A 22,546-nucleotide genomic window follows, 5' to 3' on the forward strand; every position below is an offset into this window, starting at 1 on the left:
GGCTCCAGGGTTCAGCGGCGGACCCGGAGGGTGAGGGTGTCGGCGAGGCCGTCGGTGGTGTTGAGGGTGCGGCGGCTGCCGATGACGACAGCGGCGATAGGGCCGCCGAGCCCGTCGGGGTCGTGGATGTGGAGTGTGTCGAGGAGTCGTCGGCGGGGGTCGCCGACGACGGCAATGTCTCTGAGGACCGTGGTGGGCTGGGCGAGGTCTGCCAGCAGGGACGTCGTGATGGCCTGCATGGAGTCGAGGGTTTGCCGGAACGGGTTGTCCGGCAGGGAGAGGACACGTCGGCCATAGCGGGCGATGGAGGCGTCATCGGTGGCGACGTGGGCTATGGGGCGGCCGTTGATCACGGGATTACCGACGAGCCGCAAGGCTGGTGTGCGGCGGTCGTTGAGGGCGAAGCGCATGGCGAAGCTGTTGGTGTTCTGGATTTCCAGCTTGACGCGGTCCTGGCTGACGGGCATCGCTCGTACCGTGATGCCGGTGGTGACCTCGGCTCCGGTGTCCCGGCGTATCGGGCGGCACGCGGAGAAATGTTTGTAGCCTTCGTTCGTGTAGGTGCTGAGGGGGTACACCGACAGAAGGTTGCCGAGGAACGTGGACCTGGTTTGGAAGGTGACGATCGGTCGGCTGGTGCCCATGGGGGCTTCGAGTTCGTCGGCGGTCGCGGGTTCGTAGACGTTGACGTCTTTCATGGATTTCAGCCGGGGTACGGCGGTGAGGCTGATCTCGTTGCGGATCGAGTCCAGGGAGGTCGAGAGCGACAGGTCAGTGAGCGCCCCGGCAGCGGAGAGGGTCGCGGTAGCCGGTCGCGCGGCCAGGGCGTGGACGGTGTCGCGGTTAAGGAACCGGAAGCGCCCGTTCTCGGTGTAGCTGATCACTCCGAACTCCGCTGCCGCTGCTTGTTTGAGGACGTCGAAGGAGTCGGCGTTGACGATGTCGGGCAGGCCGGTCATCCAGTTCAGGCCGGTGTCGATTTCCGCTTGCGGCGTGTGCGGTGCGCCCCAGTCCGCGGGTGGCGCGGCCGCGATGCTGATTTGCAGGCAGCTCACCGGCACCGGTGTGCAGGCGAAGACCCGGGTTCCGCCGCTGCTGCTTTCCTCGGAGATCAGGGGCACGGTCTCGGTCGCGATGGGCGTGATCGTGCCGTCGACCATCCAGCAGGTCTCGATCGTGTACGTGGGGTACGAGGTGTAGCGAAACCAGAGGCCGACCCGATGCCACGCGGCCTCACCGGCGAAAGTGGGGCCGTTGATCGTGGTGACCAGGGACCGGTTCGAGTGGACCTTCAGCACGACTCGCCCGCCGGTAGTAACACCGACGGCAAACGTCCCACCGGAAATGCCCCGGACGCCGGTGCTCATGCTGAGGATGTCGCCGTTCATGTTCGGCGCGAAGGTGTTACTGGCACCGGCTTTGCAGTGGAACTCGAACAGGTGCCCCCGGTTTGGCCAGCTGGGATAGAACTCCAGCGCCGCGTTGGCGTTCATGTTCGCGGACAGTTTCGCCGTCCCGTTCGCCGCGAGCATCCCGTAGGGACCGGGGACGAACGCGGGCACGCTCGCGTCGAGCTTTTCACCGTAGCCGAAGTCGGAGTTGAACCCGACGTCGGCGATCAGGCCGCCGTGACAGGTCATCGCGAACATGCAGTCGGGCCGGGGTGGCGGGGACGCGAAAATTCCGTTGCGCCGCAACACATAGTCGATGACCCATTGGGTGTTGATGCGCCATTGGAACGGCCACTCGGTGGTGTTGTAGTGCTGCTCCTCCTCTTGCGCGACCGGCGGCAGCGTCACCGATGCCCGGAGCGTTTCGGCAGGGTCCAGCGCGGCTAGGTCCACCGACCGGCCGGTCGCCGACAGCGTCAGCGTGCGGGTAGTGCCGGTGAACTGGCGGACGAGTTCCCGCCCCGACGCGGTGAGCAACCCCAGGTCACACGTCAGCGGAGCGTCGACGAGGTCGGTGTCGCGCAGCAGGGAATCCGGCCTGTACGGCGTGAGCATCCGGGCAATGTCGCGGGAATCGTCGGCGCGCTGGCCGGCGAGGGTGGCAGCCAGGGTCGCGGTCGTGTAGCCCTCGATGAGGGTGCACTCGTCCGGGAGATCCCCGGAGATCTGCCGTTCGATGACCAGGTTCTCGGCCACAGTGGACAGATCCGAGAGCGGATGGTCGAACCCGCCGCTCCTGCCCCAGTCCACGCGGACCTTGGCGCGGGGCTGGCGTTGCGCGGCGTCGACCGCCGCCGCCAGCTCGTCGGGTTGGGTCACCTATACCTCCAGCAGGGTGAGCGTGGTCGCGAACGACCCGGGAACGGGGTACTTCCACGGCATCGACTCGATCAGCACCATTGCGGCGCCGCCTCCGGCCGACCACACCACCGGCTCCGGTCCGCTGGTGAGCGACCACGCCGAGGTGGTCACTGTTCCGGCCTGCCCGACCAGCAGACCGGGGCGTACCGACGCGGCACCGTCGGTCGCGGGGACGGTCAGCCTCATCCGGGCGCCGCTGCTGTCGGGTGTGGCCGGTGTCGTCGACATGGTGGTGATCACGACGTCGGCCGCGTTGAGCACGAACGCGGTCAGCGTCACCGGGACCGTGGTAGCGACGCTGGCGGCGAACGTCACCGGCTCGCCCGGCAGGATCGGGACGGCGGACCGGGCCAGCAGCAGACCGCCGCCAGTGGCGGCTGTGGTCCACGTCAGAGCCCCGGACCCCGCAGGTGCCGGGTGATCGGGAGGGGTGACCGGAGTGGCCTGCCAGGTGAGGGTTCCGGCGGTGGCGAAACCTTCCGGGCCATGCTCGACGCTCCCGGCCGTGGCCACCTGGACAGGTAGCCGGTTTCCGGCGGTCGGGTCCAGCAACCACACCGGGCCACCGAGCAGACCGGCGTACAGCAGCGACAGCCACCGGTGTGTGTCCTCGTCAAGGTAGGGCCATGTGAGGCCCCAGGTGCGGCGGATCCCGAGCCGGTCGAGTGTCGGGCGCCCCGTGATTGACCGGTGCAGCCCGCCGGTGCGGACCGGCACCATTTCCGGGGCTCCGCCCAGCGACGGTGACGGCAGTGCCCGTAGCGCGCCGAGCGGCCCCAGCCAGAACACGGATTCGTCCACCGCAATCACCGTTCCTTTCGTTAGCGTCGGGCGTTGGCTGCGTTGACCGTGTTCACCAGTCGTGCAGTCCCCGCCCCGTCGACGCGGAGCCGTGCGCCGTCCAGCGCGAGCAGCACCCCCGCCGTCACGGCGGCCGAGATGGACGCGGCGTCCAATGCGGACGTTCCCGGTGGGAACACCGGCCGGACCTGCACAGCTGTCTGGCCGTTCACCGCCGATGGGGTGCCGGTAGCGGGTGATGTGTCCACGTGCAGGGTGTTGGTGAGGCCGGTCAGGTAGTCCCGGATCTGCGGTTCGCCGTCTTCTAGCCCGGTCAGCAGACCGCGCATGATCAAGCGGCCGTTCCCGGTGAGGAGGACCCGGTCCCGTGCGGGTGGTCCCTTCCACGAGGTGATCCAGTTGGTGAGTTCGCCGAGCCGGTCTTTCACCCAGCCGAACCCGGAGGTGAGTCCGTCGACCAAGCCGCGGATCACGTTCCGTCCGGCTTCCCACAGCAGGGAGCCGAGGTTGCCGAGCGCGCCGAGGATGCGGCCGGGAATGCTGGCGACGAGGTCCAGAACGCCGCCGATGCTGTGCGAGACGATCCCTTTGATCATTCCCCAGGCGCCGGAGACGATGTTCTTCACGCCGGTCCACGCCTGATCCCAGTTGCCCGAGATCAGGCCCGTCACCACGGAGATGATGCCGGAGATCACGGTCAGCGCACCGGAGATGATCTCCACGATCGCGGAGAACTTGCCCTTCACCAGCCCGAAAAGCTCCAGGATGATCGGCATCAACAGCTGGCTGATCTGCGTGATCAGCGGGGTCAGCGCGACGGCGAGCTGGGTGAACAGCCCGGCGGCCTGCACGATCACCGGCAGCAGCGACGTCACCAGGTCCAGCAGCGGCGGCAGCAGCCCGGACACGAGTTGCAGCAGCGGCGGCAGGATCGGCAGCAGCGCGGTCACGATCCCGAGGAACGCTTCCGCCAGCGGCGGGATCACCGGCAGCAGCGCCGCGAGAATCTGTCCGGCGATCTGTCCGAGCAGCCCGCCGACCTCCGACAGCACCGGTGTGGCCGCCTGCAACGCGGTCGACACCACACCGGCGAGTTGCTGGATCGCTTGCACCACAACGGGAAGCACCGGCATGACCGCGTTCAGCGCGGCCAGCAGCACCGAGGTGAACACCCCGCCCAGCGCGCTCAGCACCGGCAGGACGGCCGAGAGAGCTTGCAGCAGCGCGCCGCCGAGCTGCCCGATGATCGGGGACAGCGCGGTCAGCAGCTGCCCGAGCGCCGGCGCCGCGAGCCGCAGCGCCTGCACCAGGAGCCCGCCGAACTGGTTAATCAGCGGCGCGAGCGTCCGCGCGAGTTCCACGAGGGTGGGAGTCAGCTCGGTGACCGCCGCGCCGAGAGCGCCGCCGAGCTGCCCTACCAGCTCCGCGACGGCTGGAGCCAGCGCGCCGACGATCGGGGCCAGCGCGGCAGCCGCCGGAACCAGGACCGCCGCCAACGCCTGGGCCGCCGTGCCCAGCACAGGAGCCAGGGCGGCGAGGACCTGGCCGAGCGGAGCGATAGCGGGGGCCAGCGCGGCGAACGCCGCCCCGATCATCGGCCCGAGCTGCGCGATCGCCGGGGCGATCGAGGTGACGATGGCCTGGCCGAGCGAGACGAGAACCGGCATCAAACCGGATGTGACGGCGTGCAAGCCGTCGAAGATCTGGCCCAAAGCCCGCGCGCCTTCGGCGGAGCGCACGAACTCGGCCATCTGGCCGGTGACGTCGACCAGGACCGTGAGCAGCCCGCCGCCGCCGGTGCTGGCGGCGGAGAACACCGCGAACACGACCTGCCCCAGGTTCTTCAGAACCGTGACCAGGTCACCCACTGCCGACAAACCGGCCGAGAGCCAGTCGCGGAGCTGCCCGGACTCGCGTGCCGCCGCGATGAAGTCGGCGAACTTCTGCGCACCGTCGGCAAGGCCGGAGCCGAAGCCAGGCAGGAACTCCGCGCCCACGGCGGCGATATCGCGCAGCCCTTGCAGGAACGGCTGCACCGCCCGTGAGAGCTCGTGCATGGTCGCCGAGGTATTGCCCAGGATCGCCCCGACGTCAGAGATCGTGCGGCCTTCGCGGGCGAACGCGACGAAGCCGAGCGCGCCGGCGTTCAGCCCCTCGGAGATCCCACCCAAACCGTTCCGCAGCAACGGCAGATACGTGCCCGACAGCGCGGTGATCTCCGAAGCCAGGCCAGTGAACAGCCGCTGCTGCACCTCTTGCCGCAGCCCAAGGAACTCCGGGCGCAGCGCGCGGACCGCGTTCGCGGCCGCCGCCATCGCAGGCGGAAAGTCCTTGATCGCCTCGGCGTACTTCTTCGGATCCTCCTGCTTCAGCGCATCGGAGAACCCGGAGATCCCGAGCTTCAGCGTCTGCATGATCGCCACGGCCGCGAGCCCGGCAGCAGGCACCGCCAGCAGCGACCCCGACGCGGTGGCCGCGACCGACCCGAGACCGCCCAGTGCAGTCACGGCCTGCCCGGCACCGGCCGCCATCGCCCCGTACTTCAAGGTGGCCAGGCCAACCGCGCCCGAGTGCAGCGCTACCGCACCGGTCGCCGCCCGCATCCGGGAGTCCACTTCGGACAAGCCGCGGATACTCGCGCCGACCGACTTGTCCAAGACGACCTTGAGCGTGATGTTCTGGCCGTCGAGACGCCGTTTCAGCGCAGCGAACCGGGTTTCAGCCGGTTCGGCCTCCAGCTCGGCCAGCAGCCGGATCGCGGTCTGATCGCCCTCGCGGGCGGCCACGCGCAGCTGTTCGCGCAGCAGCGCGGTTTTCACCTCGGCCGACAGGCTGACCTTCGGGGCCTGCCCTTCGGCCTCACGGACCTGATCGCGCAGGTGCCGCCCCAAGCCCTGGAGGGACGGCATGATCTTGAGATAGGCGTGAGCAACCGAGGTCACGGACGATCACCCCGCCCGTCTGACAGGTCAGTCGCGCATCCAGAGCGCGATCTCGCGCAGCGACTTCAGTTCCGCACCATCGTGGGCGGGGGCGCTGCTCACCGGGGTGCGCGTGGCGCGCGCGGGCGGGGTCCAGGTGTCGAGCGGGCCAGTGAGCTGGGCGTCGGTGACATCCTGGCCCAGCGCCACGGCTACGGTCGCCCACAACGCCGTGACCCGTCGTTCGACCGTGGCGAGCACGAGTTCAGCGCGGGTCATCGCGCCGTGCGGGTCGTGCACCCGCCAGACCGCCGCGTCCTCGGGCAGGTGCGCCACCAGCGCGCACACTCGCCGGTAGGACAGGAGTCCGCGGTAGAGGTCGAGCAGATCGACCCCGTACCGCAGCAGGTCTGTTTCGAGGGCTTCAGCGGTCGCCTCGTCCGCGAGCAGCAGGGCGACCGTCAGGGGTTTCCCCGCCCCAGCTCCTTCATGACCACAGCCGAGAAGTCTTCGGCGTCGGCGGCTGTGGCGGCCAAACCGCGCCACTGGGTGTACTGGTCAAGCCCGAGAATGAGTTTCAGCGCCGTGAGGTGCTTGCCCTCTTCCTCGGCTTCGAGGGCTTCGAGCGGGAACCGGTCCGGACTGGGCAGGGTGAACCGCTTGCCCCGCCAGGTCACGGCCAAGCCCGCGCCGGGCGAGGCGGGCTTGCCGGTTGCTTCCGCGCGCTGTCGAGTCGCCATCAGGTGGTGTGCTCCTTCGGTGAGGTGTGTTCGGTGAGGACTTGTCGGTGCGGTGTGGATACTGGGACGGCCAGTTCAAGCTGATGAGGGAGACGCACGTGGGCGCGTTGTTGGATGCCACCGCTGAGATGGGCGAATGGTCGGTGGAGGTGCGGCGAGAGTCGGCCTATCTCACCGGCTCGGGCTACAACGACTACGTGTTCGGCGAGGGCCCAGAGCCGCATCATGTGCCGCGTGTGTTGTGGGACGCGGAGCATCCGTTCGGCCCGGCTGACGCTCCGGATGAGATCGTGCGGGCCGTCGCGTTCGCGGTTCCGGCCGAGGACGCGGGCAAGGTGCTCGCCGCGCTGGACCAGATTCTCGCTCATGGCGAGTACGGCAGGTTCATGCAGGAGCGCCAGCCGGAGACCGGTGTGTGGCGGGCTGAGCGGGCCGAGGATTTGGTCCGGTTGCACGGGCCGGTGATTGCGTTCGGGTCGCACAAGCCGTGGGCTTTGCACGGCTCGGTGGAACTGGAATACAGCTCGCTGGCTGAGCTGCGGAACGTCTTGGCTGCGCTGGCTTAGCGTTACTTCACGCGCGACTGGTCCTCGGTGATCACGTCGAGCGCTCCCGTGGTGACCGCAGGTGCCCCGAACAGCACAGCGGGGTCGTCGGTGAGCCACACGGCGATGTAGGTTTTTCCCTTCGGTGGTGCCAGGGCGGAGAACTTCATGCCCCAGCGCGCTTCCTGGGCGCGGCCCCACTGAGCGTCTTCGGTTTCGGACACCTCGGCGCGTGGCAGGTACAGGCGGTGGTGGTAGACCTCAGTGTCGGAGACGTTGTCGATCCAGTCGACACAGAGCGCGCGGACGTCGCCCTTGGGGATGGAGCTGATCTCGGCCCGATAAACCTTCGGGGTACTGGTGCCGACGGCGGCGAATTTCATGCCACCGAAGTACGCGCTGAGGACTTCACCCTTGGTTTCCTGGAACACCGAGGCCACGGTGAGTTCCTGGGATTTGTAGATGTAGCGGGCGGGGGTGAGTTGCTGCCAGTGCTCGGTGCCCTCTTTTTCGACTTTGCGGGCCAGGGTGGTGCCGTCCGGGGTGGACAGCCCGAGACCGACCCATGGGGCCGCGAGAGGTGCGATCGGGTCGGCGGGTTCGGGGGTGTCGGCTGGCGCGAGCGACACCTCACCGGTACCGGGGACGCGGACGAGCGCGGAATTCATTGCCATGTAGGGAAACCTCAAATGGTGGGGGTGCGCGCGAAGACAGCGGCGGCGCAGGTGGCCAGCGGTGCGGCCGTGTGTGGATCGATCCCCGCGAGCGGCGCGGCGATTGGTTCGGCTCGGATGATGGGGCTTGGCGGTGCGGGTGCGCAGAGCAGGCCGAGCGCGAGCGAGGCGAGGGCCTTCGAGGTGTGCGGGCTGTGGTGCCAGGCGGTCAGCCGGATGACGGCACGTTGCACGGCGGGCCAGGTCCAGGTGTGGCCGTCCTCGGCGACGAGCAGCCACGGCAGCGACGGCGGTCCGCCGTCCGGCCCCGCGCCGGTCTCGGTCGAGACCTGGACCCGTTCGGCGACCGCGAGGCCCTGGCCGGCGAGCAGACCGCGCAGGCGCCGCACGACCAGCCCGGCGACGTCGACCGGCACCGGCACAGGACCTGTCACGTCCCGTCGTCCTGTTCGCTCTCGACCGACAGGCCCGCGGTTTCCGCCGCGCGTTTGAGCAGCCCGTAGCGTGCTTCCATCCCGAGTCCGGCGGGGTGGCGGATGGCGACCGACCAGCCCACACGGTCGGTGTCTGGGTCGGAGTAGACGTCGATCGGCAGCGGCTCACCCGAGGTCACCACATGCCCGGACGCGCGGACGGTCTCGCCGACCTTTTCAGCAACGGCCCGGATCTCTTGCTCGAACTCGGCCGAGTGCAGGAGTTCCGCGACGGCGGCGTAGTCGATCGTGACGCGTTCCAGGGCCATCTGTTCAGCCCTCCACGTGGGTCAGGGTGAGTTCGTAGTGGACGTAGCCGAACCGCGGTGACCACCGCGCCGGTTCCCCGGACACCTCGAACGTCCGCCCGTCCCACTCGATTCGTTCCCGCGCGGTGACCGGTACGGCGGTGAACGCCCGCCAGCCGGTGACCACTGCCTGACGGCCGGGCGCGGCCGGTTCGGTCGAACTCCCCGGCTGAACGAGTCCGGCCACGGTCCGCCGAGGTGCGTCCGGGCCGTAGGTGAGCCGAGGTACCGGGTTCTCGTACTCGTCCGGCTGCGGGGCCGGGGTGACGACGATCAAGCGATGCGGGAAACGCACGAGGGTTCACCGCCTCACACAGTCCAAATGGTGAACGCCGCACGGGGTGCCGGGACTGGTGCGCGCAGCAGGGCCAGTTCGTCTTCTGTGAAGTACAGGCCGCCCCCGGCATGGGCGGCGGTCCGGGAATGCCCGCCGACGGTTTCGGAGGTGTTGCCGTCCGCCGGGGACGCCAGCGCCCGCAGGACCGCCGTGCAAATGACACCGGGAGCGGTGTCCGGCGGTGGGTCCGACAGGTCGGGAACCTCGTGCCGGACCCACGCGGAGGCGTCCTCCAGGAGCACGGCGGCACGGGCTTCCTGCTCGGTGGTCAGCGGGGCTTCGGATCGTTTGCGGACGTCGGCGACGGTCGCCAGCGGCGGAAGGGACACGAGGTGATCACCTCCCGCCACCGGCTGGACGTGCTCAGCTGTCCGGACCGTCCTTCGGCGGACGTCCACCGGCCGCGCGGACCCCGACCTCGGACGGCAGTTTCTTGAGCGCGTCGGCGGTGGCCTTGTCGGTGACCTCTGCCTCACCGTCGACGAAGGTGACGCCGAGGTCGTGCACGGTCAGCCCTGGATACTTCGTGCTGGTGAACTTCATCAGGCACCCGCCACGGTCAGGCCGGTGATCTTGCCGTGGGCGTTCTCCGGCCCGTACTCCAGCCCGATCTCGCCGTAGATCTGGGCCTTGTCCACCGAGCCGGTCTTGGCCAGGGGTTCGGAGAACAGGAAGCCCTTGCCGGGCGTCTCGAGCAGCACCGGCGCGCACTGGTCCAGGGACACCACTTCGACGGCATCGGCGGGCATGTAGCGGTTGAGCATCACGTTCAGCGTGCCGAAGTCGGTTTCGATGGTCGTCAGGGAGACTCCGGCGACGTTGCGGGTCTGCTCGCGGTAGTTCTTCTTCGTGATGAACTCGTTCGTCAGCTGCCGTTTCTGCCACGCCCCGCACATCAGGGTCGCGGTCTCCGACACCTGGATACCGCCGCTCGTCCAGACCTTTTGCAGCAGGTCCAGCACCATCGCTTCCGTCAGCGGCGCGGGGGTGGCGTTGGTGATCACGTTCGTCTTGGTCGCCTCCAGGATCCCGCGCGTCTTGCGCACCTTGGAGTTGTCGGTGGGCTCCTGGAACGTGCCGGTGATGAACCCGGCTTCGACGTCGCGGCCGATCTGGATCAGCGCCTGACGGGTCTGCCAGTCCATTTCGTTCACGACCGGGTTCGTGCCGCCGATCGACGCCGCGTTGGGGTTGGCCGAGCCGGTGCTCGCGAACATCTGCTGGGTGGCCTGGCGGGTGTAGGTGACGCCGATGGTTTCCTGGTGGATCTCCAGGACGTTGCGGTCGGTACCCCGAACGCGGGTGTCCGGGCTGGGCGCGTCCGCGCCTTCGGCACGCTGCCGGTTCGCGTCCGGGGCGCGCAGGTCGTAGACCTGCCAGGTGTGCACGACGGCGTTGGCGCGCTTGCCGCCGGTCAGACCACCGATGGCGGACAGGAACGGAGTGTCGGTCGGAGTGAGGGCGAACAGTTCGCCCACGAAGTTTGGTGCGTTGTAGGTGTTGGCGATCGCGGCCACACCAGGCATAACGGTCTCCTAAAGGTGTACAGATGGTGTGCCGCCGGTGCGGCCGGGAACAAGCGCGGCTAGCGCTTCTGAGCTGCCTGTTCGGCGAGGCGCTGGTTCTTCAGCGTGATCGCGGTGGCCCAGTCGCCGCGCTTCTCCGCGTCGGCGATCTGCGAGTCATAGCCCGCCGGGCCGGACTGCCGCGCGCCCTGTGACGGGTCGGGCGCAGGCCGGCGAGGACCGGCCGGTTCACCGGTCCGGGCCAGATGCGGGCGGGCGAGGAGAACCGCGGCGAGGTCGGCCGCAATGGCGGTGGTGTCGATCTCGCCATCGGTGCTGACGTAGCGGTCGCGGTCGTCGAGGTAGCGGGGCGCGTCGGTCGGATCCGCCCACCCGGATGCGGCGGCGCGGATTTCCGCGTCCACCGCCCGCCGCCGCAACACGGCCACCTGTTTCTCGGCGGACTCGGCGCGCTTGGCGGCTTTCTCTGCGTCGGTCTGCTGCTCGGCCTCGATCGCGTCGAGCTTCGCCACCTTCGCCTTGTGGTCTTTAGCGGCCTTCTCGGCCTTGCTCAGCTTGGCCTGAGCCTGCTCGAACAGGGCCTTGTAATCCACTTCGGCGGCCGGTCCGGCCTCGGCCGGTGTGCTGGTCTGCCCGGTTTCGGGCGGGGTCGTGCTCGGCCCCGGCGGGGTCTGCGAGGTGGGGGCGTTGTCGCCGGGTACGCGGGAATCAGTCACTACCTGTCCTCATGGAGATGCGCTGAGTGCCACAGAGGCACGTATGAAAAACTCGTGGCGTGAACGCCAAGCCGACGCGAACCCAGGCCGCTGTGGCCGTCCTTGGCGCGTGCTCGGTCGGAGCTCAAGTCGTCGCCGGTGCCAGCAACGGCATCACCGCGTGGCAGCTCACCTGGATGCTGGCCGCCATGATCACGTTCGCAGGCGGCGCGATTGCTGCTGCACCTTCAAAAAAAAGCCTTTAAAACGACGATGTTTGCTCCGTAGTTTGCGTTACAAAGCCGCCACGGAAGCGTTCTGAACAGCGCATGTGACCATCTAGCTATGGCTTGTTTGAGACTTTGACACGCGGAAGTAGCGCGTCCGCCAAGATCCATTGTCGGTGTGGCGTGCCGCCCGAGCCGGGTGTTCCGAGCGTGAAGCTAACCCAGCCGACCCAGTGACCGGTGGTCGTTGCGATCCAGGCGCTGAGCGTTCCCGGAACCAGGCCAGTGAGGTCCAGTCCATCGGGGACAGACCCCTTGGGCGTCCCGATCGGAAAGACGTGGCGCAGGTCGACCCACACGGGTTGACCTGGGTCAACCGTGTGCAGGTACGGCACGCCTCTGCGATCGGACATGTGTTCGATTATGCAACGCCCTCCGGTGGCAGGCTATACGGCCTGAGCTGCGCTGATACGTCGCGCGCCTGGTATGTCCACGCTGGCCAGCCAGCGTTACGACGCGCTTGCCGGTTCGCGGAACTGCACCGCCAGCGCGGGCCGAAGCCGTGATCCGGCAAGCACGCTCGGCCGGTCCTGTTCCTGACGGTCCGGCAGCTCTGCGGGATCTCGATCCTGCGTCGAGCCGTTCTCGGTCGAAGCATCTCGGTCGCCGTGCTGGGTGTTGACCTCGCGGTCCTCGGTCTCCATGTCGCGGATCTGCGCGTCGGAGTAGCCGAGTGCACGGCGGGCCGAGCGACGCGGCAGGAGCTTGTCCGCCGAGTACAGCTTCACCACGCCGTCGGCCTGCGCGGCGAACGTCGGCGTAGCCGGATCGACCCACTGGGTTTCGACCCGTAGCGCCTCGTCGGGCACCTTGCCGTCACGCACGTGCAGGATGCGCTGCGCCACGCGGTTCCAGCCGCTGCCGAACGAGCGCTGCCGCCGCTCGGCCCGTTTGATGTGACGGGACTCCGACGACCGGATCCCCTCCGCGCTGGCGGGGTTCTCCGTGCTGTAGCCGAGGAAGTGCGGCGGGAGCCCAGACAGGCTGGCCACGAGACGGGCCAGGGTGTTGAGCGTGTTGTGGAAGTTCGACAGGTCGGCTTCGGGGAACTGCCCGACCGCCACCCCGTCATCCTTCGGCGATTTCGAGGACGCCCAGAGAACGCCGGCGACGGCCTCCCACGGAGTGAGCGGGTTTCCCTTGCTGTCAACGAAATCGTCCTTGTCGAAACCGAGCGCGTACCGTCTCGGCATCGCGTGGAACTCCGCGCTCACCATCATGTCGGTGGCGATCTTGCAGGCCGCGTCCGACAGCGGAAGGACGCTCGCCAGCTCCGAGCGACCAAGCCGCGGGGGCGCGCTGCGGCGCCGCCGCGTGCGGGGCCGGTTCACCAGCGGCACGACGGGCACGACGCCCATGCCGTGCCCGTCACGGTCGGTCTCTTCCCAGACCCCGCCGCCGTTGTCGGAGGAGTACCAGATGGTTTCGTTCGGCAGGTACAGCGTGGCGTAAGCCTCGGACTGGTCCCCGTCGCCGTCCTCGGAGAACTGCCGCTTCAGCGCGGCCCGGACCTCGCGGGTACGCGGGTCAATGTCCACATGAACGTCGAACGGGGACTCGACCGTCACCAGCGGCATCGACGGCCGGGCCTCGTTCGTGCCGACGATCGCGAAGGACCGGCCGAGCACCAGGGCGTCGATGTGCGCCTGCTCGGAGTGCAGTCCCAGTTCGTTCGCCGCCCAGATGTTCCACAGCTCGCGGTCGGCGGCCTGCTCGCCGCCGAGCCGGAACCCGGTCACGTCGAGGCGCTCATCGAGTGAGTCCACGACCAGCTCAGGCCAGTTGATCACGACCTGGCGCACGCGGGTGTCCAGGCGGCGCAGCAGCTCCGGGTGCATGTACGACAGCGACTGCTCGCCCTCGTAGTAGGCATCGAGGATTTCCAGACCCGGGATCTGCGCGTCGTGCTGGCGAGTGATGCGGGTGATCCACTGTTCAGACGTCAGCTCAGCGAGGTTCACAGCCACGGCGACCTCCGTCCGTCGCGTTCAGCCCATGACGACCATCCGGCCGGACTTCTTCGGCTTCTGGCCGCGCAGCCGCCACCCGGAGACCGCCATGGCGGCGGTGGGTACCGCGTCGATGCGCTTGCCGGTCTTCCCGCGCTGGGGTTTGTCGGGTCGGATGAGGTCGGGTTCTCCGGGTGGATGGCGCACCTCCACGGAGTCGAAGCAGAACGCCGCCACGGGATTGCCGTGGTGCGACCACGAGCGGGAGCGGGTGAGCGTCATGAGTTCGGTCATGCCGTGGGTCATTCCGCGGAACGTCTGCGGCACCGGATACATCGGTACTCGCGTGACCCGTTCCAGGCGCTGGCGGACGGGTTCGCCGCTCCACTCGTCGTAGTTGATATCGGCGACCCGCAGCGCCGCGCAGTCGGCGGCGACGTCGGCCTCGATCACCTCGTAGTCGATGACCTCGCCGGGCGTGGTGGTGATCCACCCTTGATCGACCCACTGAGAGACACGGTGGTCGGTGTGCTCGTCGAGGAAATCCACTCCGGCCTCGGGCAGCCAGAACCGCCACAGCGCCGAGACGTGGCCGTCGATGCCGTCCGGCACTATCAGGCACCAGGCCGTCAGGTCCAGCTTGGACGCAAGGTCCAGCCCGCCCCACGCTGGCCGGCGAGCAACCAGCTCCCGCAGTCGCGCCGGTTCGGCGAACTCGGTTCCGGTGCACGCGATGTAGAGGTGCATGGGCATCCACCGCGTGGACTGCGATACCCACTGATTCAGCCGGTACTGCCGGAAGCTGTTCTCCCGCGCCGGGTCGTTGCGCGCTTCCAGCGCTTCTTCGCGCAGCGCGGCCAGGGAGAGGAAGTCCCCCAGGGCGGGGTTGGCGTAGTACCAGTTCGCTTCGTCCCAGGGGTCCGCGTCGGCGGGCAGGTTGCGCAGGTAGACGAAGCGGTGCGGTGCGCGGGACGGGTCTTCGGCGATCTTCACGCACTCGTCGTGCTCGGACTTGGCGAAGCTGGTGGGGTCGTTGCCCGCCGTCGTGGCCGCGAGCAGCAGCGGTTGCACGCGGGTTCCCATGCCGGTCCGCAGCGCGGCCCACAGGTCACCGTTCGGCTGGGTCAGGACCTCGTCGAAGATCACGCACGACGGGTTTGACCCGAGGTTGCCCAGCGCGTCGGCCGCGACGACCTGATAGACCGAGTTGGTTTTCTCGTCCACGATCCGGGCGGCGTGCTCGACCACCCGTAGCCGTTTCGACAGCACCGGGGACAGCGCGACCATGCGGGCGGCGACGTTGAACACCAGCCGCGCCTGGTCCTTGTCGCGGGCAGCGCCGTAGACCTCGGCGGACTCGACGCCGTCCCCGACGAGCATGTACAGCGCGACGAACGCCAGCAGCTCGGACTTGCCGTTCTTCCGCGCGAGTTCGATCCAGCCGGACCGGTAGCGGCGGACGTAGGTCTGCCACTCCGGATCCCACCGGACCTCGCCGAACAGCGGCCGGACAATGTCGTCGCGCTGCCAGTCGGCGAGGATGAACGGGGTTCGTGCCCACCGGTCTTTGGTGTGCACGCAGATCTCTTCGGCGAACGCCTGCGCATGGTCGGCGCGCTGGTGGCAGAGGTGGTCGCCGCGTTGGCGGCAGGCACGTCCGTCGAACGACCAGCCGCACACCGGAAGCCGCGGGGCCTTCGGCGTGCCGGTCTTGGAACTGGGTTTCCGCGTGCGGGAACGGGGTTTAGGAGAGGAGGCGGCCCGCGTCGCCCGAGGTCCCGCCATCGGCGCTCACCTCGGCCTTAATCGCCTGCCGGTCCGACGGAGTCAGCCCAAACCGCGCCGCGAACGTCAAGAACGTGCGCTCAGAATCGGCCTGCACCTTCAACGCCGGATTCGGCACCAGGCCACCGCCACCAGGCACCAGGAGCGCCGAGCCGTTCACCAGCGCGGTCGCCACGGCATAGCGAGCCAACGCCTCGCACAGCACACCGAACGCGTCGACGTCCCACGCGGTCAGCACCTTGCGGGTGATCATGCTCGGCGCGAGCCGATCCCAGACCGCCCGCCCCTTCTCCGACAGCCACTCCGGCGGCACGACCTCCACTACAGGCGGCACCGGCTCCGCATCGTTGATCCGGTCCTTGCGGTCACCGTGCAAAATCCGCAGCGAGGTTGGCTTCCCCGCAGGTCCGCGCTTTCCCATGTGGCAACCACCACCAGCGGGACGTGTAGCGAGCAACGCTTTAGTCTTACGAAAGACTAGTCAAAGACTAGTTCTGAACTAGTTATAGAGACGCGTACTAGTCCAGGTTTAAACCCGAAGAGTAAGCAGACTTAAGATCCTAGTGTGGCTGTAGCTTATAAATTACACGCCAACTTAGCTGTCAACTAGAAGTTACATCGACCTTAGCGTCAACCAAATCTAACATCGCAGAGAGCAAACTTGTTGCGCTGCAACAAGTTTGCACCGTCGGGAACGACCCCGCGTCACCGGGCCGTTTGGGGTCGGTTATTCTCGTGCGCGGCGTCACTCGCTTCGTGGTCTCCTCGTTCTCGATCGTCCGGGGTAGGCGATCGGAAGATCGGCAGATCGCCGGAAAGGAGAGAACACGAATGAGTGAAAGCCGAAAGGATGGAGACGGCTCCGGTGAACCACCGCCGGACAAGTGTCGCGGCTCGTCGCCGGAGAAAACCGGTGGCCCGCCGTTGGATCACGTCTCCAGTCGGGACAAAAATCCCAACTGGAGACGCAACCTCATCACGGTGACCCAGCTCCTCAAGGTGCTGGCTGACCTGGCCCACGAGTTATGGAGACTGCTGGGCTAGGCAGGAGGCGGCGTTCGTCCTAGACGAACGTCGCCCTCACCTGGGTTATTGCTGCTTTGACACTTAAGTGTCAAAGCAGCAATGGCCTGAGACTACCGCGTAGTTACGCGTAGCCCTCACGGCGCCCTAACGCTGGGCGCTGCCGCTAGAACTCAGCTAGAGCCGCTCGACGCCTTGCCGCGCCCCTTCGCCTTGGGGGCGGTGGTGGCCTTCTTGCGGGCGGCTCCGCGTCGCTTGGCTGCGGCGGCGGTCTGTCGCTTGCGTGGAGGCATTCAGTTCACCCCCTCTCGGTGTCGTCGGGTTCGGGCATCGTGACGCCGAGCAGTTCCGCGGTGGCGTAGCCGTCGAGGTACTTGTCCCCGATGACGACGAGACCGGCGGCGGAGAGGAAGGCGTCCTTGTCGTCCTGGCTCTTGAAGCAGACGCAGAACCAGTACTCGCTTTCGGTCGCGAGCTGCATCCGTTCCAGCTCGCGGGCGGTGCGTTCGCGGAAGCCGCGGTGCAGCGCGTCGAGCTCGGCGCGCGCGTCGTCCTCTTCGTCGCCCGTGTATTCGACGCCGGCGAGCGGATCGGGGTCCGGCTCGGCCGTGAGCAGGGCCAGCACGTCGTCATTGGACTTCATGCCGGACACGGACGACGACATTTTGAGCTGCGCGAGCAGCGCGGCGTTCGGATCGTCAGCGGGTGAGGTCATGGCGCAGCAACTCCAGCTCGGCGAGGGGGAACCAGTCCAGGACGCGGGCGTAGTCCTCGGGTGCGTGACGGCTCAGCGGTTCGATGAACCGGTAGTCCAGGCCGTCGAAGGATCGGCCGTACCACTCGTAGTCGATCGGCAGCGGGCAACTGTGCCGGGTGATCGCGGCCCGGACGTCGGCGATTTGCCAATCCCAGATGGCCGAGACCTTGCGCGTGTCCTGGCGGATCGGGCCGTGGGTGGACATGGCCATGCGACGCATCGGGCTGTCGGTGGCCCGGACGCCGTCGACGTTCCACGCGTCGGCGGGCAGGCCGACGTCCTGGCGCAGCGTCGCGGCCACGTCCTCGTAGGTGAACTCCGTCAGCCCGGCCGCGTCGATGATCCGCCACCGCTCAGGCGGGCAGAACACGTAGTTGACCAGCCACCGGTAGAGGCTGGGGTGGGGCAGATCGTAGATCTTCTGCCCGAAGAAGTCCTCATACATCTTGAGGCTGTCGGCGACGAACTGCAGGCCGGGCACGCTGTAGAGGTGATACGGCACCACGGGGATGCCGCGTTCACGCAACGCCAACCACGCGCTCAGCGAGTCCTTACCTCGGGAGAAAGCGAGCAGAACCGGTTTTCCCTCGGCCTCCATCTCGCCGAGGATGCTGTCTGACGACGGCAAGCCGTCGATGGTGATCACGGGCACCTCCGTAGCTCATGGCGGGCACCGAGTGCACGAATGTGCACCAGGGCAACGGTTTCTCCGGTCTCAGCCGTCCCGGTCGCGGCGGACGATCTTGCCGACGCCGGACGCCGAGAGCCGCGCGGGCACTGCGGTGTCGCGGTAGGACTCACCCGCCGCTACCAGCTCGATGACCAGGCGATTTCGTTCCGCGTGCCACGCGTCCGCCTGCTCGGCGGCGCGCTCCAGTTCGTGGGCGAGGTCAGCGCGCCGCTGCTCGGCGCGAGCGATCGGGTCAGACGTAGGGGAAGGGGCGCTCAAAACCTGGCACCACCCCTCCGGGGTTCAGGGGCTTGTGCGCCGAGACCTCGTCCAGGGGACCTCCCCCTGGGGTCGCAAGTGGACGGTACGCGCCCTGCCCGAGACGCGGCCGTCGATATCGCGAAACGTTCAGCGCTGGTTCCAGCCGCCGCGCGTCGTGCCGGTGAGTGCAGTGACTCGGCTGTGGCAGCGGGAACACAACCCTCTCCCATGCACCGGGTTGTCAGGGTCAAGGCCAGCAACCACAAGGTCTCTGCGGATCAGTGGCCAATGATCGGCCACTGTGGACGGTTCAGTGCATTCAGTCTCGGCATGGTGCGGACAGGTTGTGCTGTCACATCGGCAGACAGGGTCACGAGCGAGGACGCCGGGCCTGAACCGGGATCTATGAGCGCCGGAGTACCCCCGCTGCGCAGAGGTGCCGAAGGCCGCTCGGGCTCTCGATTTGCAATCGGGGCAACGGCCGCCGGTCCGGGTTGAATTTGAGCAGCCGACACCGGTACAGGGACGCCGTGGGCGATCAGGCAAGCCACGCCCCTTTGGAACTGCCGACGAGACCATTGTCAATACCTCTAATTAGTCCAATCGGGTGAACTTTTCCGGAATTCTTGATTTAGTTTCAGATTGCCTGACACTCTCAATTTTGTTCGGCAGGGGTTCAGCAAAACCCCGAAATCGAAAGGTGAACCAATGAACGACGAAAAGCCAACACGTGAGTATGGAAGCAGATACAACGCGACCGCCAGTCTCGTAGATCTGCCCGTCTTGGCGGAAAGAATCCTCGCAGACCTGGGCGAGGAGATCTGGGCTTTGCGGCGCGAGGCGGCCGCTTCACTGTGGGCGCGCTCCAATGGTGCCGCTTGCCGAATCGAATCGAGCCTTCACGTCGAGGAAGGTGAATTGCTGCGCCTTTACATCGCGGGCATCCCGGACTCAAAGATCTTCGCGAGCATCGGCACTGACAGGTATAGCGATTGGGCGAACTCGCTGATCTACCAGCTGTCCGAGATGCTGGAGCTGTACAACTGGCGCAACCTGCAAGACCTGTCAGATCGACGCTTCAGGGCGAGCATCGTCCTCGTCAGCGAAGACGATCACCGCGATCCCGCGTGGACAACTGGGGTTGTCCGGAAATTCTGAGTTATTCGATCTCCCGATTTGGTGCAGCAACACCGAATCGGGACCAGTGAAAGGTGAACCGTGTCTTCTCTTCTTTTGCCCAATCATGCCGAGTGGGTGCAAGCTAGGTCGTTTGGCGACCGAGTGTTCGCCACTGGCAACATTCGCCGCTTGTCAAAGTTGGCGCGCTGCATCGTGGATGACATTCAGGACGAGTATGCGGAGGCGTTTCCGCTCGTTTCTCGGCAGCGTTTCGGTGTGAACGCCTGGGTGTACGACGGCCGCTTCGTGGACTTCGAGGTGTCCGGCTTTCGTGACGCGGAGCTGGCGGAACCCGAATTCGTGATGGCCGCCCGCGAGGATTTCGCGGCTTTCGTGTCTCGTTACAACTGGACCCGCGAGGGTGTCGAGGATGACCGCCGGTTCTTCGGCGCCGAGGTCTTCCTGTGCAACGAGGCCGAGCAGGACTTCCGACAAAAGCGCGGGAAGGTCTGGATTTACCGGTCGTGGCGGCGCCTGCTCAGTCCGCGGTTTCAGCCGTTCCTGCCCCTCGCGACCGCCTGACTCGACCACGTAACCCATCCTGATGTGACCGTGCCCCCGGTCAAACGGTGCAGCAACACCTTCCGGGGGCACGGCGCGGAACCCAGAAAGGCAAACCGAAAATGAGTTCCGACGCTCAGTATCGTAACGCAGAACGCCTACTCCAGGGCGTCACACTGATCCGGGCCGCCCGCCAGTCGTTGGCCAGAGAGACGGCAGCGGCGGTTCGCGAGGACCCGGAGCTGCGCGAGGCCCTGTACGAGTGGTTCAACAGGGACTGGCAGATGGTGCGCATCCTGTATCTGATCGCCGTGGGCTACTCCGGCACGCCCACCTTCTACCGGGCAACCACATCCACCGATCAGCGTGAAGCCAGCTTGTTCGGCATGATCGAGTTCCACTCCGGCTCAAGGGTGTACGTCCTGACCCCGCAAGGGCGCACGGCTCTCGACCGGTGGACCGAGCTCATGGAATGGCTCAAGGAACACCCGCGTTTCGCGGACCTCTGGGCGCGGGTGACCGTGGTCTAAGACGCGAAGGCTGAGGCCGGCGACGGGAAGGGGCAAGAAAGGTTCTGGCGCCCTCCCGTCGTCGGCCTTTCGCGTGTTCGGCGCATCGACCCATCGACGGGAGATGATGAGGGAGGATGGAACCATGAACGCGCCGTCGCAGGGCCTGACCGCCCAGGAACGCAAGGCCCGCCGGGAACGTCAGTTCGCCCGCGTCGACGGGCTCCGCCGCCAGCTCGCGGACGCGGAAGACGAACTGCGGGCCATCGTGGTCGATGATCGCCGCGCCGGAGTGCTCACGAAGGATTTGATCGCGGACACCGGCTGGTCGCACGACACGATCGCGACCATTCTCAAACGCGCCGGAGTGGTGGGCGGCAAGAACGCGCCCCGCAAGCCTCCCGCTGGCTCGTAGTCCCTGACCTGCGGGTTTCACCCATTTGGCCTAGTTACTAGTATCAGGTGCCCTGAGACTATGGAGGGGTTGGATTCACGGGTCTGGCTGGTGCAGCAACACCGGTCAGACCCCGGAGGAAAGGCAACCTGTTCATGTCTAGTGCGGTGAAGGCTGCCCCGGAGGCAGCTAGCAAGGCTTCTGAGGCCCCTGTAGCGGCTCCTGTCCTGCCCAAGGTGAAAGATGCCTGGTCGGCCCTGGCAACGGCGGTCAATGGTTCCAGGACCCCTCTGGAGCTTCTGGGCAAGGCTGGCCTGAAAGGCTGGGATGTTCGGCCGGAGCCGGTGTTTGCCTGGGTGCCCACCGGCACGTGCAGCGAGTGCGGGAAGCAGGTGGGGACGAAACACGCGGCGAAGTGTTTCCTTGGCGGGGTCGAGCCCGGCGAGGAGAGTGACGGCCTGGTGGACGCCGACGACACCACGGAGTCAGTGGAGGTCCCCGGCTGGTATGCGCTGGTGCGGAACAACCCTGAGACCGGGGGTATCGAGTCGATCGGGGCGGTGGCGCGTGAGTTCACGCCGGAGTCGTTCGAGCGCCGCGCGGGCGTCCTCGCGGAGATCGCGAAGGAGCTCAAGGCGAAGTGTTCAGCCGCAGGTCCGTTGTGGAACAACACCGGGGCGTTCATGTCGCTGCGGATGCCCGAGCCGATCAAGATCGGCAAGGTCGACCAATTGGAGCTGAGGATTGTATGTCTCGCCTCGCTGACTCCCGGTCGCCAGTCGGTGATCAAGTTCTCTGTTGTGCGCTCGGCCTCGAACACGGTGCAGCCCATTACGTTGCCCGAATCCCAGATGGGTGCCGCCTTCTCCGTGGGTATGGACGGCTCCCACGTCAAGGCGATCACGGGTTGGGCGGAATCCGCTCCGCAGCAGATCGCCGAGGTGGCCAACAAGCTCAAGGCCAAGCGCATGACGCTGGCCGAGTTCGAGGCTGTGTGCGAGAAGCTGTGGACGTCTCCGGCAGAGACGGCGAACACGTGGCTCAAAGAGCAGCATGAGCGCCGGAAGGCCATGCTGCGGGTGATCTTCAACGGCGATTTGGACATGTTCGCGGGCATCGGCAAGACCCGCTGGGGCGCGCTTCAAGCCATCCTCACGGTTGCACAGCACTTGCCGCACGTCGAGCTCAAGAACGACGACGACCCCGCCGAGACCGCGCGGGCACGCGCGGAGTCGACCTTGTTCGGACCGGCCGCCAAGCTGTGCGCCTCGGCGTTCGAGAAGCTGGCGGTCTGACATGCCTGAACTTGACCCGCAGACCGTGAAGCTTCCGAGGATCCCTCGTCAGTACGTCGACTCCTACGACGGTCACGAGTGGCGCGAGAAGGCGACGGAGTTCGGCTGGTACGTCCCCGGCTCGTGGGGGCGTGGCGGCTGGAACCTTGGGAAGTGGCCGTATATGCAGATCGCGTTGTGGGACAGCTTCGAGACGATGGTCTACGCCTTCGTGGTGTACATCGAAGGTGATCTGGAAGTCCACGCCTACAACACGCCGATTGGGCGCGATGGGGCGGTGACCGAGATCGCGGCCCGGTGGTGGCGGGCGGGCTGGGCGGACGGGCCGGATGATGTGCCCGAGTCGGGGTACCTGCCTCACCACTACGGCCCTTATCGGCCCTAGCTGCACTGAACGGCAACAGCCCCAGGGGGCCGGATTCCCGGCCCCCTGGGGCTTTCCCGGCTCTCCGGGGCCTCTAGGCGGCCCGGAACAGTCGGAGGTTTGAGGGGGTTGTGCGGACAGCGGCTCACCGCGTGCGGCCTGCTCAGTGAGGGATGCCGGGGCCAGCGTCCGGTGGCCGCTGTCCGCACATGAAGAAGGCCCCGCGCCGGAGGGGGAGGG

The 22,546-nt window shown here is 67.2% G+C and carries 27 protein-coding genes; 8 read left to right on the plus strand and 19 right to left on the minus strand.

Annotated elements, in window-relative coordinates; translation table 11 throughout:
• Positions 1–11: 11 nt before the first annotated feature.
• The 5 genes from H4W30_RS07465 to H4W30_RS07485 are packed head-to-tail and all read right to left on the minus strand — an operon-like array spanning position 12 to position 6,774.
• The gene (locus tag H4W30_RS07465; RefSeq protein WP_192742089.1) at positions 12–2,270 is read right to left on the minus strand and encodes a hypothetical protein; all 2,259 of its coding nucleotides are present in this window, start codon (positions 2,268–2,270) and stop codon (positions 12–14) included.
• Positions 2,271–3,113 carry a hypothetical protein gene (locus H4W30_RS07470; RefSeq protein WP_192742090.1) on the minus strand — a complete coding sequence of 281 codons (843 nt, stop codon included), beginning with the start codon at positions 3,111–3,113 and terminating at the stop codon, positions 2,271–2,273. It lies immediately after the preceding gene.
• A 20-nt stretch (positions 3,114–3,133) separates the two neighbouring features.
• Positions 3,134–6,055, minus strand: a complete 2,922-nt coding sequence (locus tag H4W30_RS43660) for a phage tail protein (protein ID WP_225948812.1) — start codon at positions 6,053–6,055, stop codon at positions 3,134–3,136.
• Positions 6,056–6,082: 27 nt separating this feature from the next.
• On the minus strand, positions 6,083–6,580 hold the full coding sequence (locus tag H4W30_RS07480) for a hypothetical protein (RefSeq protein ID WP_192742091.1): 498 nt from the start codon (positions 6,578–6,580) through the stop codon (positions 6,083–6,085).
• Entirely contained in the window at positions 6,496–6,774 is a 279-nt protein-coding gene (locus tag H4W30_RS07485; RefSeq protein ID WP_192742092.1) for a hypothetical protein, read from the minus strand. The genes H4W30_RS07480 and H4W30_RS07485 overlap by 85 nt, the downstream gene beginning before the upstream one ends.
• A 98-nt stretch (positions 6,775–6,872) precedes the next feature.
• Here H4W30_RS07485 and H4W30_RS07490 point away from each other — a divergent pair, with 98 nt between their 5' ends.
• Positions 6,873–7,340: a hypothetical protein gene (locus H4W30_RS07490; protein WP_192742093.1), complete on the plus strand. Its 468-nt coding sequence runs from the start codon at positions 6,873–6,875 to the stop codon at positions 7,338–7,340.
• Between the two features lie 2 nt (positions 7,341–7,342).
• Here the strand turns inward: H4W30_RS07490 and H4W30_RS07495 are convergent, their stop codons facing one another.
• Genes H4W30_RS07495 through H4W30_RS07530 form a run of 8 tightly spaced genes read right to left on the minus strand, consistent with a single transcriptional unit; the run spans position 7,343 to position 11,353 of the window.
• Positions 7,343–7,993 carry a phage tail tube protein gene (locus H4W30_RS07495; protein WP_192742094.1) on the minus strand — a complete coding sequence of 217 codons (651 nt, stop codon included), beginning with the start codon at positions 7,991–7,993 and terminating at the stop codon, positions 7,343–7,345.
• A gap of 11 nt (positions 7,994–8,004) precedes the next feature.
• The gene (locus H4W30_RS07500) at positions 8,005–8,427 is read right to left on the minus strand and encodes a hypothetical protein (RefSeq protein ID WP_192742095.1); all 423 of its coding nucleotides are present in this window, start codon (positions 8,425–8,427) and stop codon (positions 8,005–8,007) included.
• Positions 8,424–8,735: a hypothetical protein gene (locus H4W30_RS07505; RefSeq protein WP_192742096.1), complete on the minus strand. Its 312-nt coding sequence runs from the start codon at positions 8,733–8,735 to the stop codon at positions 8,424–8,426. Before H4W30_RS07505 ends, H4W30_RS07500 begins: the two co-directional genes overlap by 4 nt.
• Before the next feature lie 4 nt (positions 8,736–8,739).
• Positions 8,740–9,069 carry a head-tail adaptor protein gene (locus H4W30_RS07510; protein WP_192742097.1) on the minus strand — a complete coding sequence of 110 codons (330 nt, stop codon included), beginning with the start codon at positions 9,067–9,069 and terminating at the stop codon, positions 8,740–8,742.
• A gap of 14 nt (positions 9,070–9,083) precedes the next feature.
• Positions 9,084–9,440 (minus strand): hypothetical protein, encoded by a 357-nt coding sequence (locus H4W30_RS07515; RefSeq protein ID WP_192742098.1) that lies wholly within the window; start codon positions 9,438–9,440, stop codon positions 9,084–9,086.
• Between the two features lie 34 nt (positions 9,441–9,474).
• Positions 9,475–9,654 carry a hypothetical protein gene (locus tag H4W30_RS07520; protein ID WP_192742099.1) on the minus strand — a complete coding sequence of 60 codons (180 nt, stop codon included), beginning with the start codon at positions 9,652–9,654 and terminating at the stop codon, positions 9,475–9,477.
• A complete protein-coding gene (locus H4W30_RS07525) occupies positions 9,654–10,637 on the minus strand; it encodes an SU10 major capsid protein (RefSeq protein ID WP_192742100.1) in 984 nt (327 codons plus the stop codon). The genes H4W30_RS07520 and H4W30_RS07525 overlap by 1 nt, the downstream gene beginning before the upstream one ends.
• Before the next feature lie 59 nt (positions 10,638–10,696).
• Positions 10,697–11,353: a hypothetical protein gene (locus H4W30_RS07530; RefSeq protein ID WP_192742101.1), complete on the minus strand. Its 657-nt coding sequence runs from the start codon at positions 11,351–11,353 to the stop codon at positions 10,697–10,699.
• Positions 11,354–11,412: 59 nt separating this feature from the next.
• On the opposite strand from H4W30_RS07530, the gene H4W30_RS07535 reads away from it, so the two are divergent.
• Entirely contained in the window at positions 11,413–11,598 is a 186-nt protein-coding gene (locus H4W30_RS07535; protein WP_192742102.1) for a hypothetical protein, read from the plus strand.
• A 470-nt stretch (positions 11,599–12,068) separates the two neighbouring features.
• On the opposite strand, the gene H4W30_RS07540 is transcribed toward H4W30_RS07535, so the two are convergent.
• From H4W30_RS07540 to H4W30_RS07565, 6 genes are all read right to left on the minus strand, one after another.
• Entirely contained in the window at positions 12,069–13,586 is a 1,518-nt protein-coding gene (locus H4W30_RS07540) for a phage portal protein (protein WP_318780556.1), read from the minus strand.
• A gap of 21 nt (positions 13,587–13,607) precedes the next feature.
• Positions 13,608–15,353, minus strand: a complete 1,746-nt coding sequence (locus H4W30_RS07545) for a terminase large subunit (RefSeq protein ID WP_225948813.1) — start codon at positions 15,351–15,353, stop codon at positions 13,608–13,610.
• Positions 15,313–15,774 (minus strand): phage terminase small subunit P27 family, encoded by a 462-nt coding sequence (locus tag H4W30_RS07550; RefSeq protein ID WP_192742103.1) that lies wholly within the window; start codon positions 15,772–15,774, stop codon positions 15,313–15,315. The genes H4W30_RS07545 and H4W30_RS07550 overlap by 41 nt, the downstream gene beginning before the upstream one ends.
• Positions 15,775–16,674: 900 nt before the next feature.
• Positions 16,675–17,091 (minus strand): hypothetical protein, encoded by a 417-nt coding sequence (locus H4W30_RS07555; protein ID WP_192742104.1) that lies wholly within the window; start codon positions 17,089–17,091, stop codon positions 16,675–16,677.
• A complete protein-coding gene (locus H4W30_RS07560; RefSeq protein WP_192742105.1) occupies positions 17,075–17,779 on the minus strand; it encodes an adenine nucleotide alpha hydrolase family protein in 705 nt (234 codons plus the stop codon). Before H4W30_RS07560 ends, H4W30_RS07555 begins: the two co-directional genes overlap by 17 nt.
• A 69-nt stretch (positions 17,780–17,848) precedes the next feature.
• The gene (locus H4W30_RS07565) at positions 17,849–18,082 is read right to left on the minus strand and encodes a hypothetical protein (RefSeq protein WP_034317562.1); all 234 of its coding nucleotides are present in this window, start codon (positions 18,080–18,082) and stop codon (positions 17,849–17,851) included.
• 690 nt (positions 18,083–18,772) lie between these two features.
• Here H4W30_RS07565 and H4W30_RS07570 point away from each other — a divergent pair.
• The 6 genes from H4W30_RS07570 (at position 18,773) to H4W30_RS07595 (ending at position 22,327) form a co-directional block, all read left to right on the plus strand.
• On the plus strand, positions 18,773–19,222 hold the full coding sequence (locus tag H4W30_RS07570; RefSeq protein WP_192742106.1) for a hypothetical protein: 450 nt from the start codon (positions 18,773–18,775) through the stop codon (positions 19,220–19,222).
• Positions 19,223–19,282: 60 nt separating this feature from the next.
• Positions 19,283–19,765, plus strand: coding sequence for a hypothetical protein (locus H4W30_RS07575; protein ID WP_192742107.1), 483 nt, complete (start codon positions 19,283–19,285; stop codon positions 19,763–19,765).
• Positions 19,766–19,866: 101 nt separating this feature from the next.
• Positions 19,867–20,274, plus strand: coding sequence for a hypothetical protein (locus H4W30_RS07580; protein ID WP_192742108.1), 408 nt, complete (start codon positions 19,867–19,869; stop codon positions 20,272–20,274).
• Between the two features lie 124 nt (positions 20,275–20,398).
• Complete coding sequence (locus tag H4W30_RS07585) at positions 20,399–20,668, plus strand: hypothetical protein (RefSeq protein WP_192742109.1); 270 nt, start codon at positions 20,399–20,401, stop codon at positions 20,666–20,668.
• A 215-nt stretch (positions 20,669–20,883) separates the two neighbouring features.
• Entirely contained in the window at positions 20,884–21,942 is a 1,059-nt protein-coding gene (locus tag H4W30_RS07590) for a DUF932 domain-containing protein (RefSeq protein WP_192742110.1), read from the plus strand.
• Position 21,943: 1 nt separating this feature from the next.
• On the plus strand, positions 21,944–22,327 hold the full coding sequence (locus H4W30_RS07595; RefSeq protein WP_192742111.1) for a single stranded DNA-binding domain-containing protein: 384 nt from the start codon (positions 21,944–21,946) through the stop codon (positions 22,325–22,327).
• Positions 22,328–22,546: the final 219 nt, after the last annotated feature.

The organism is Amycolatopsis roodepoortensis (assembly GCF_014873915.1).
Classification (GTDB): domain Bacteria; phylum Actinomycetota; class Actinomycetes; order Mycobacteriales; family Pseudonocardiaceae; genus Amycolatopsis; species Amycolatopsis roodepoortensis.

Bases quoted from the DNA above. Each gene is read 5' to 3' on its own strand.
- H4W30_RS07485 (WP_192742092.1), bottom strand. From the start codon at position 6,774: ATGGCGACTCGACAGCGCGCGGAAGCAACCGGCAAGCCCGCCTCGCCC.
- H4W30_RS07495 (WP_192742094.1), bottom strand. From the start codon at position 7,993: ATGGCAATGAATTCCGCGCTCGTCCGCGTCCCCGGTACCGGTGAGGTG.
- H4W30_RS07505 (WP_192742096.1), bottom strand. From the start codon at position 8,735: ATGGCCCTGGAACGCGTCACGATCGACTACGCCGCCGTCGCGGAACTC.
- H4W30_RS07520 (WP_192742099.1), bottom strand. From the start codon at position 9,654: ATGAAGTTCACCAGCACGAAGTATCCAGGGCTGACCGTGCACGACCTC.
- H4W30_RS07525 (WP_192742100.1), bottom strand. From the start codon at position 10,637: ATGCCTGGTGTGGCCGCGATCGCCAACACCTACAACGCACCAAACTTC.
- H4W30_RS07545 (WP_225948813.1), bottom strand. From the start codon at position 15,353: ATGGCGGGACCTCGGGCGACGCGGGCCGCCTCCTCTCCTAAACCCCGT.
- H4W30_RS07550 (WP_192742103.1), bottom strand. From the start codon at position 15,774: ATGGGAAAGCGCGGACCTGCGGGGAAGCCAACCTCGCTGCGGATTTTG.
- H4W30_RS07555 (WP_192742104.1), bottom strand. From the start codon at position 17,091: ATGACCTCACCCGCTGACGATCCGAACGCCGCGCTGCTCGCGCAGCTC.
- H4W30_RS07570 (WP_192742106.1), top strand. From the start codon at position 18,773: ATGAACGACGAAAAGCCAACACGTGAGTATGGAAGCAGATACAACGCG.
- H4W30_RS07580 (WP_192742108.1), top strand. From the start codon at position 19,867: ATGAGTTCCGACGCTCAGTATCGTAACGCAGAACGCCTACTCCAGGGC.
- H4W30_RS07585 (WP_192742109.1), top strand. From the start codon at position 20,399: ATGAACGCGCCGTCGCAGGGCCTGACCGCCCAGGAACGCAAGGCCCGC.
- H4W30_RS07595 (WP_192742111.1), top strand. From the start codon at position 21,944: ATGCCTGAACTTGACCCGCAGACCGTGAAGCTTCCGAGGATCCCTCGT.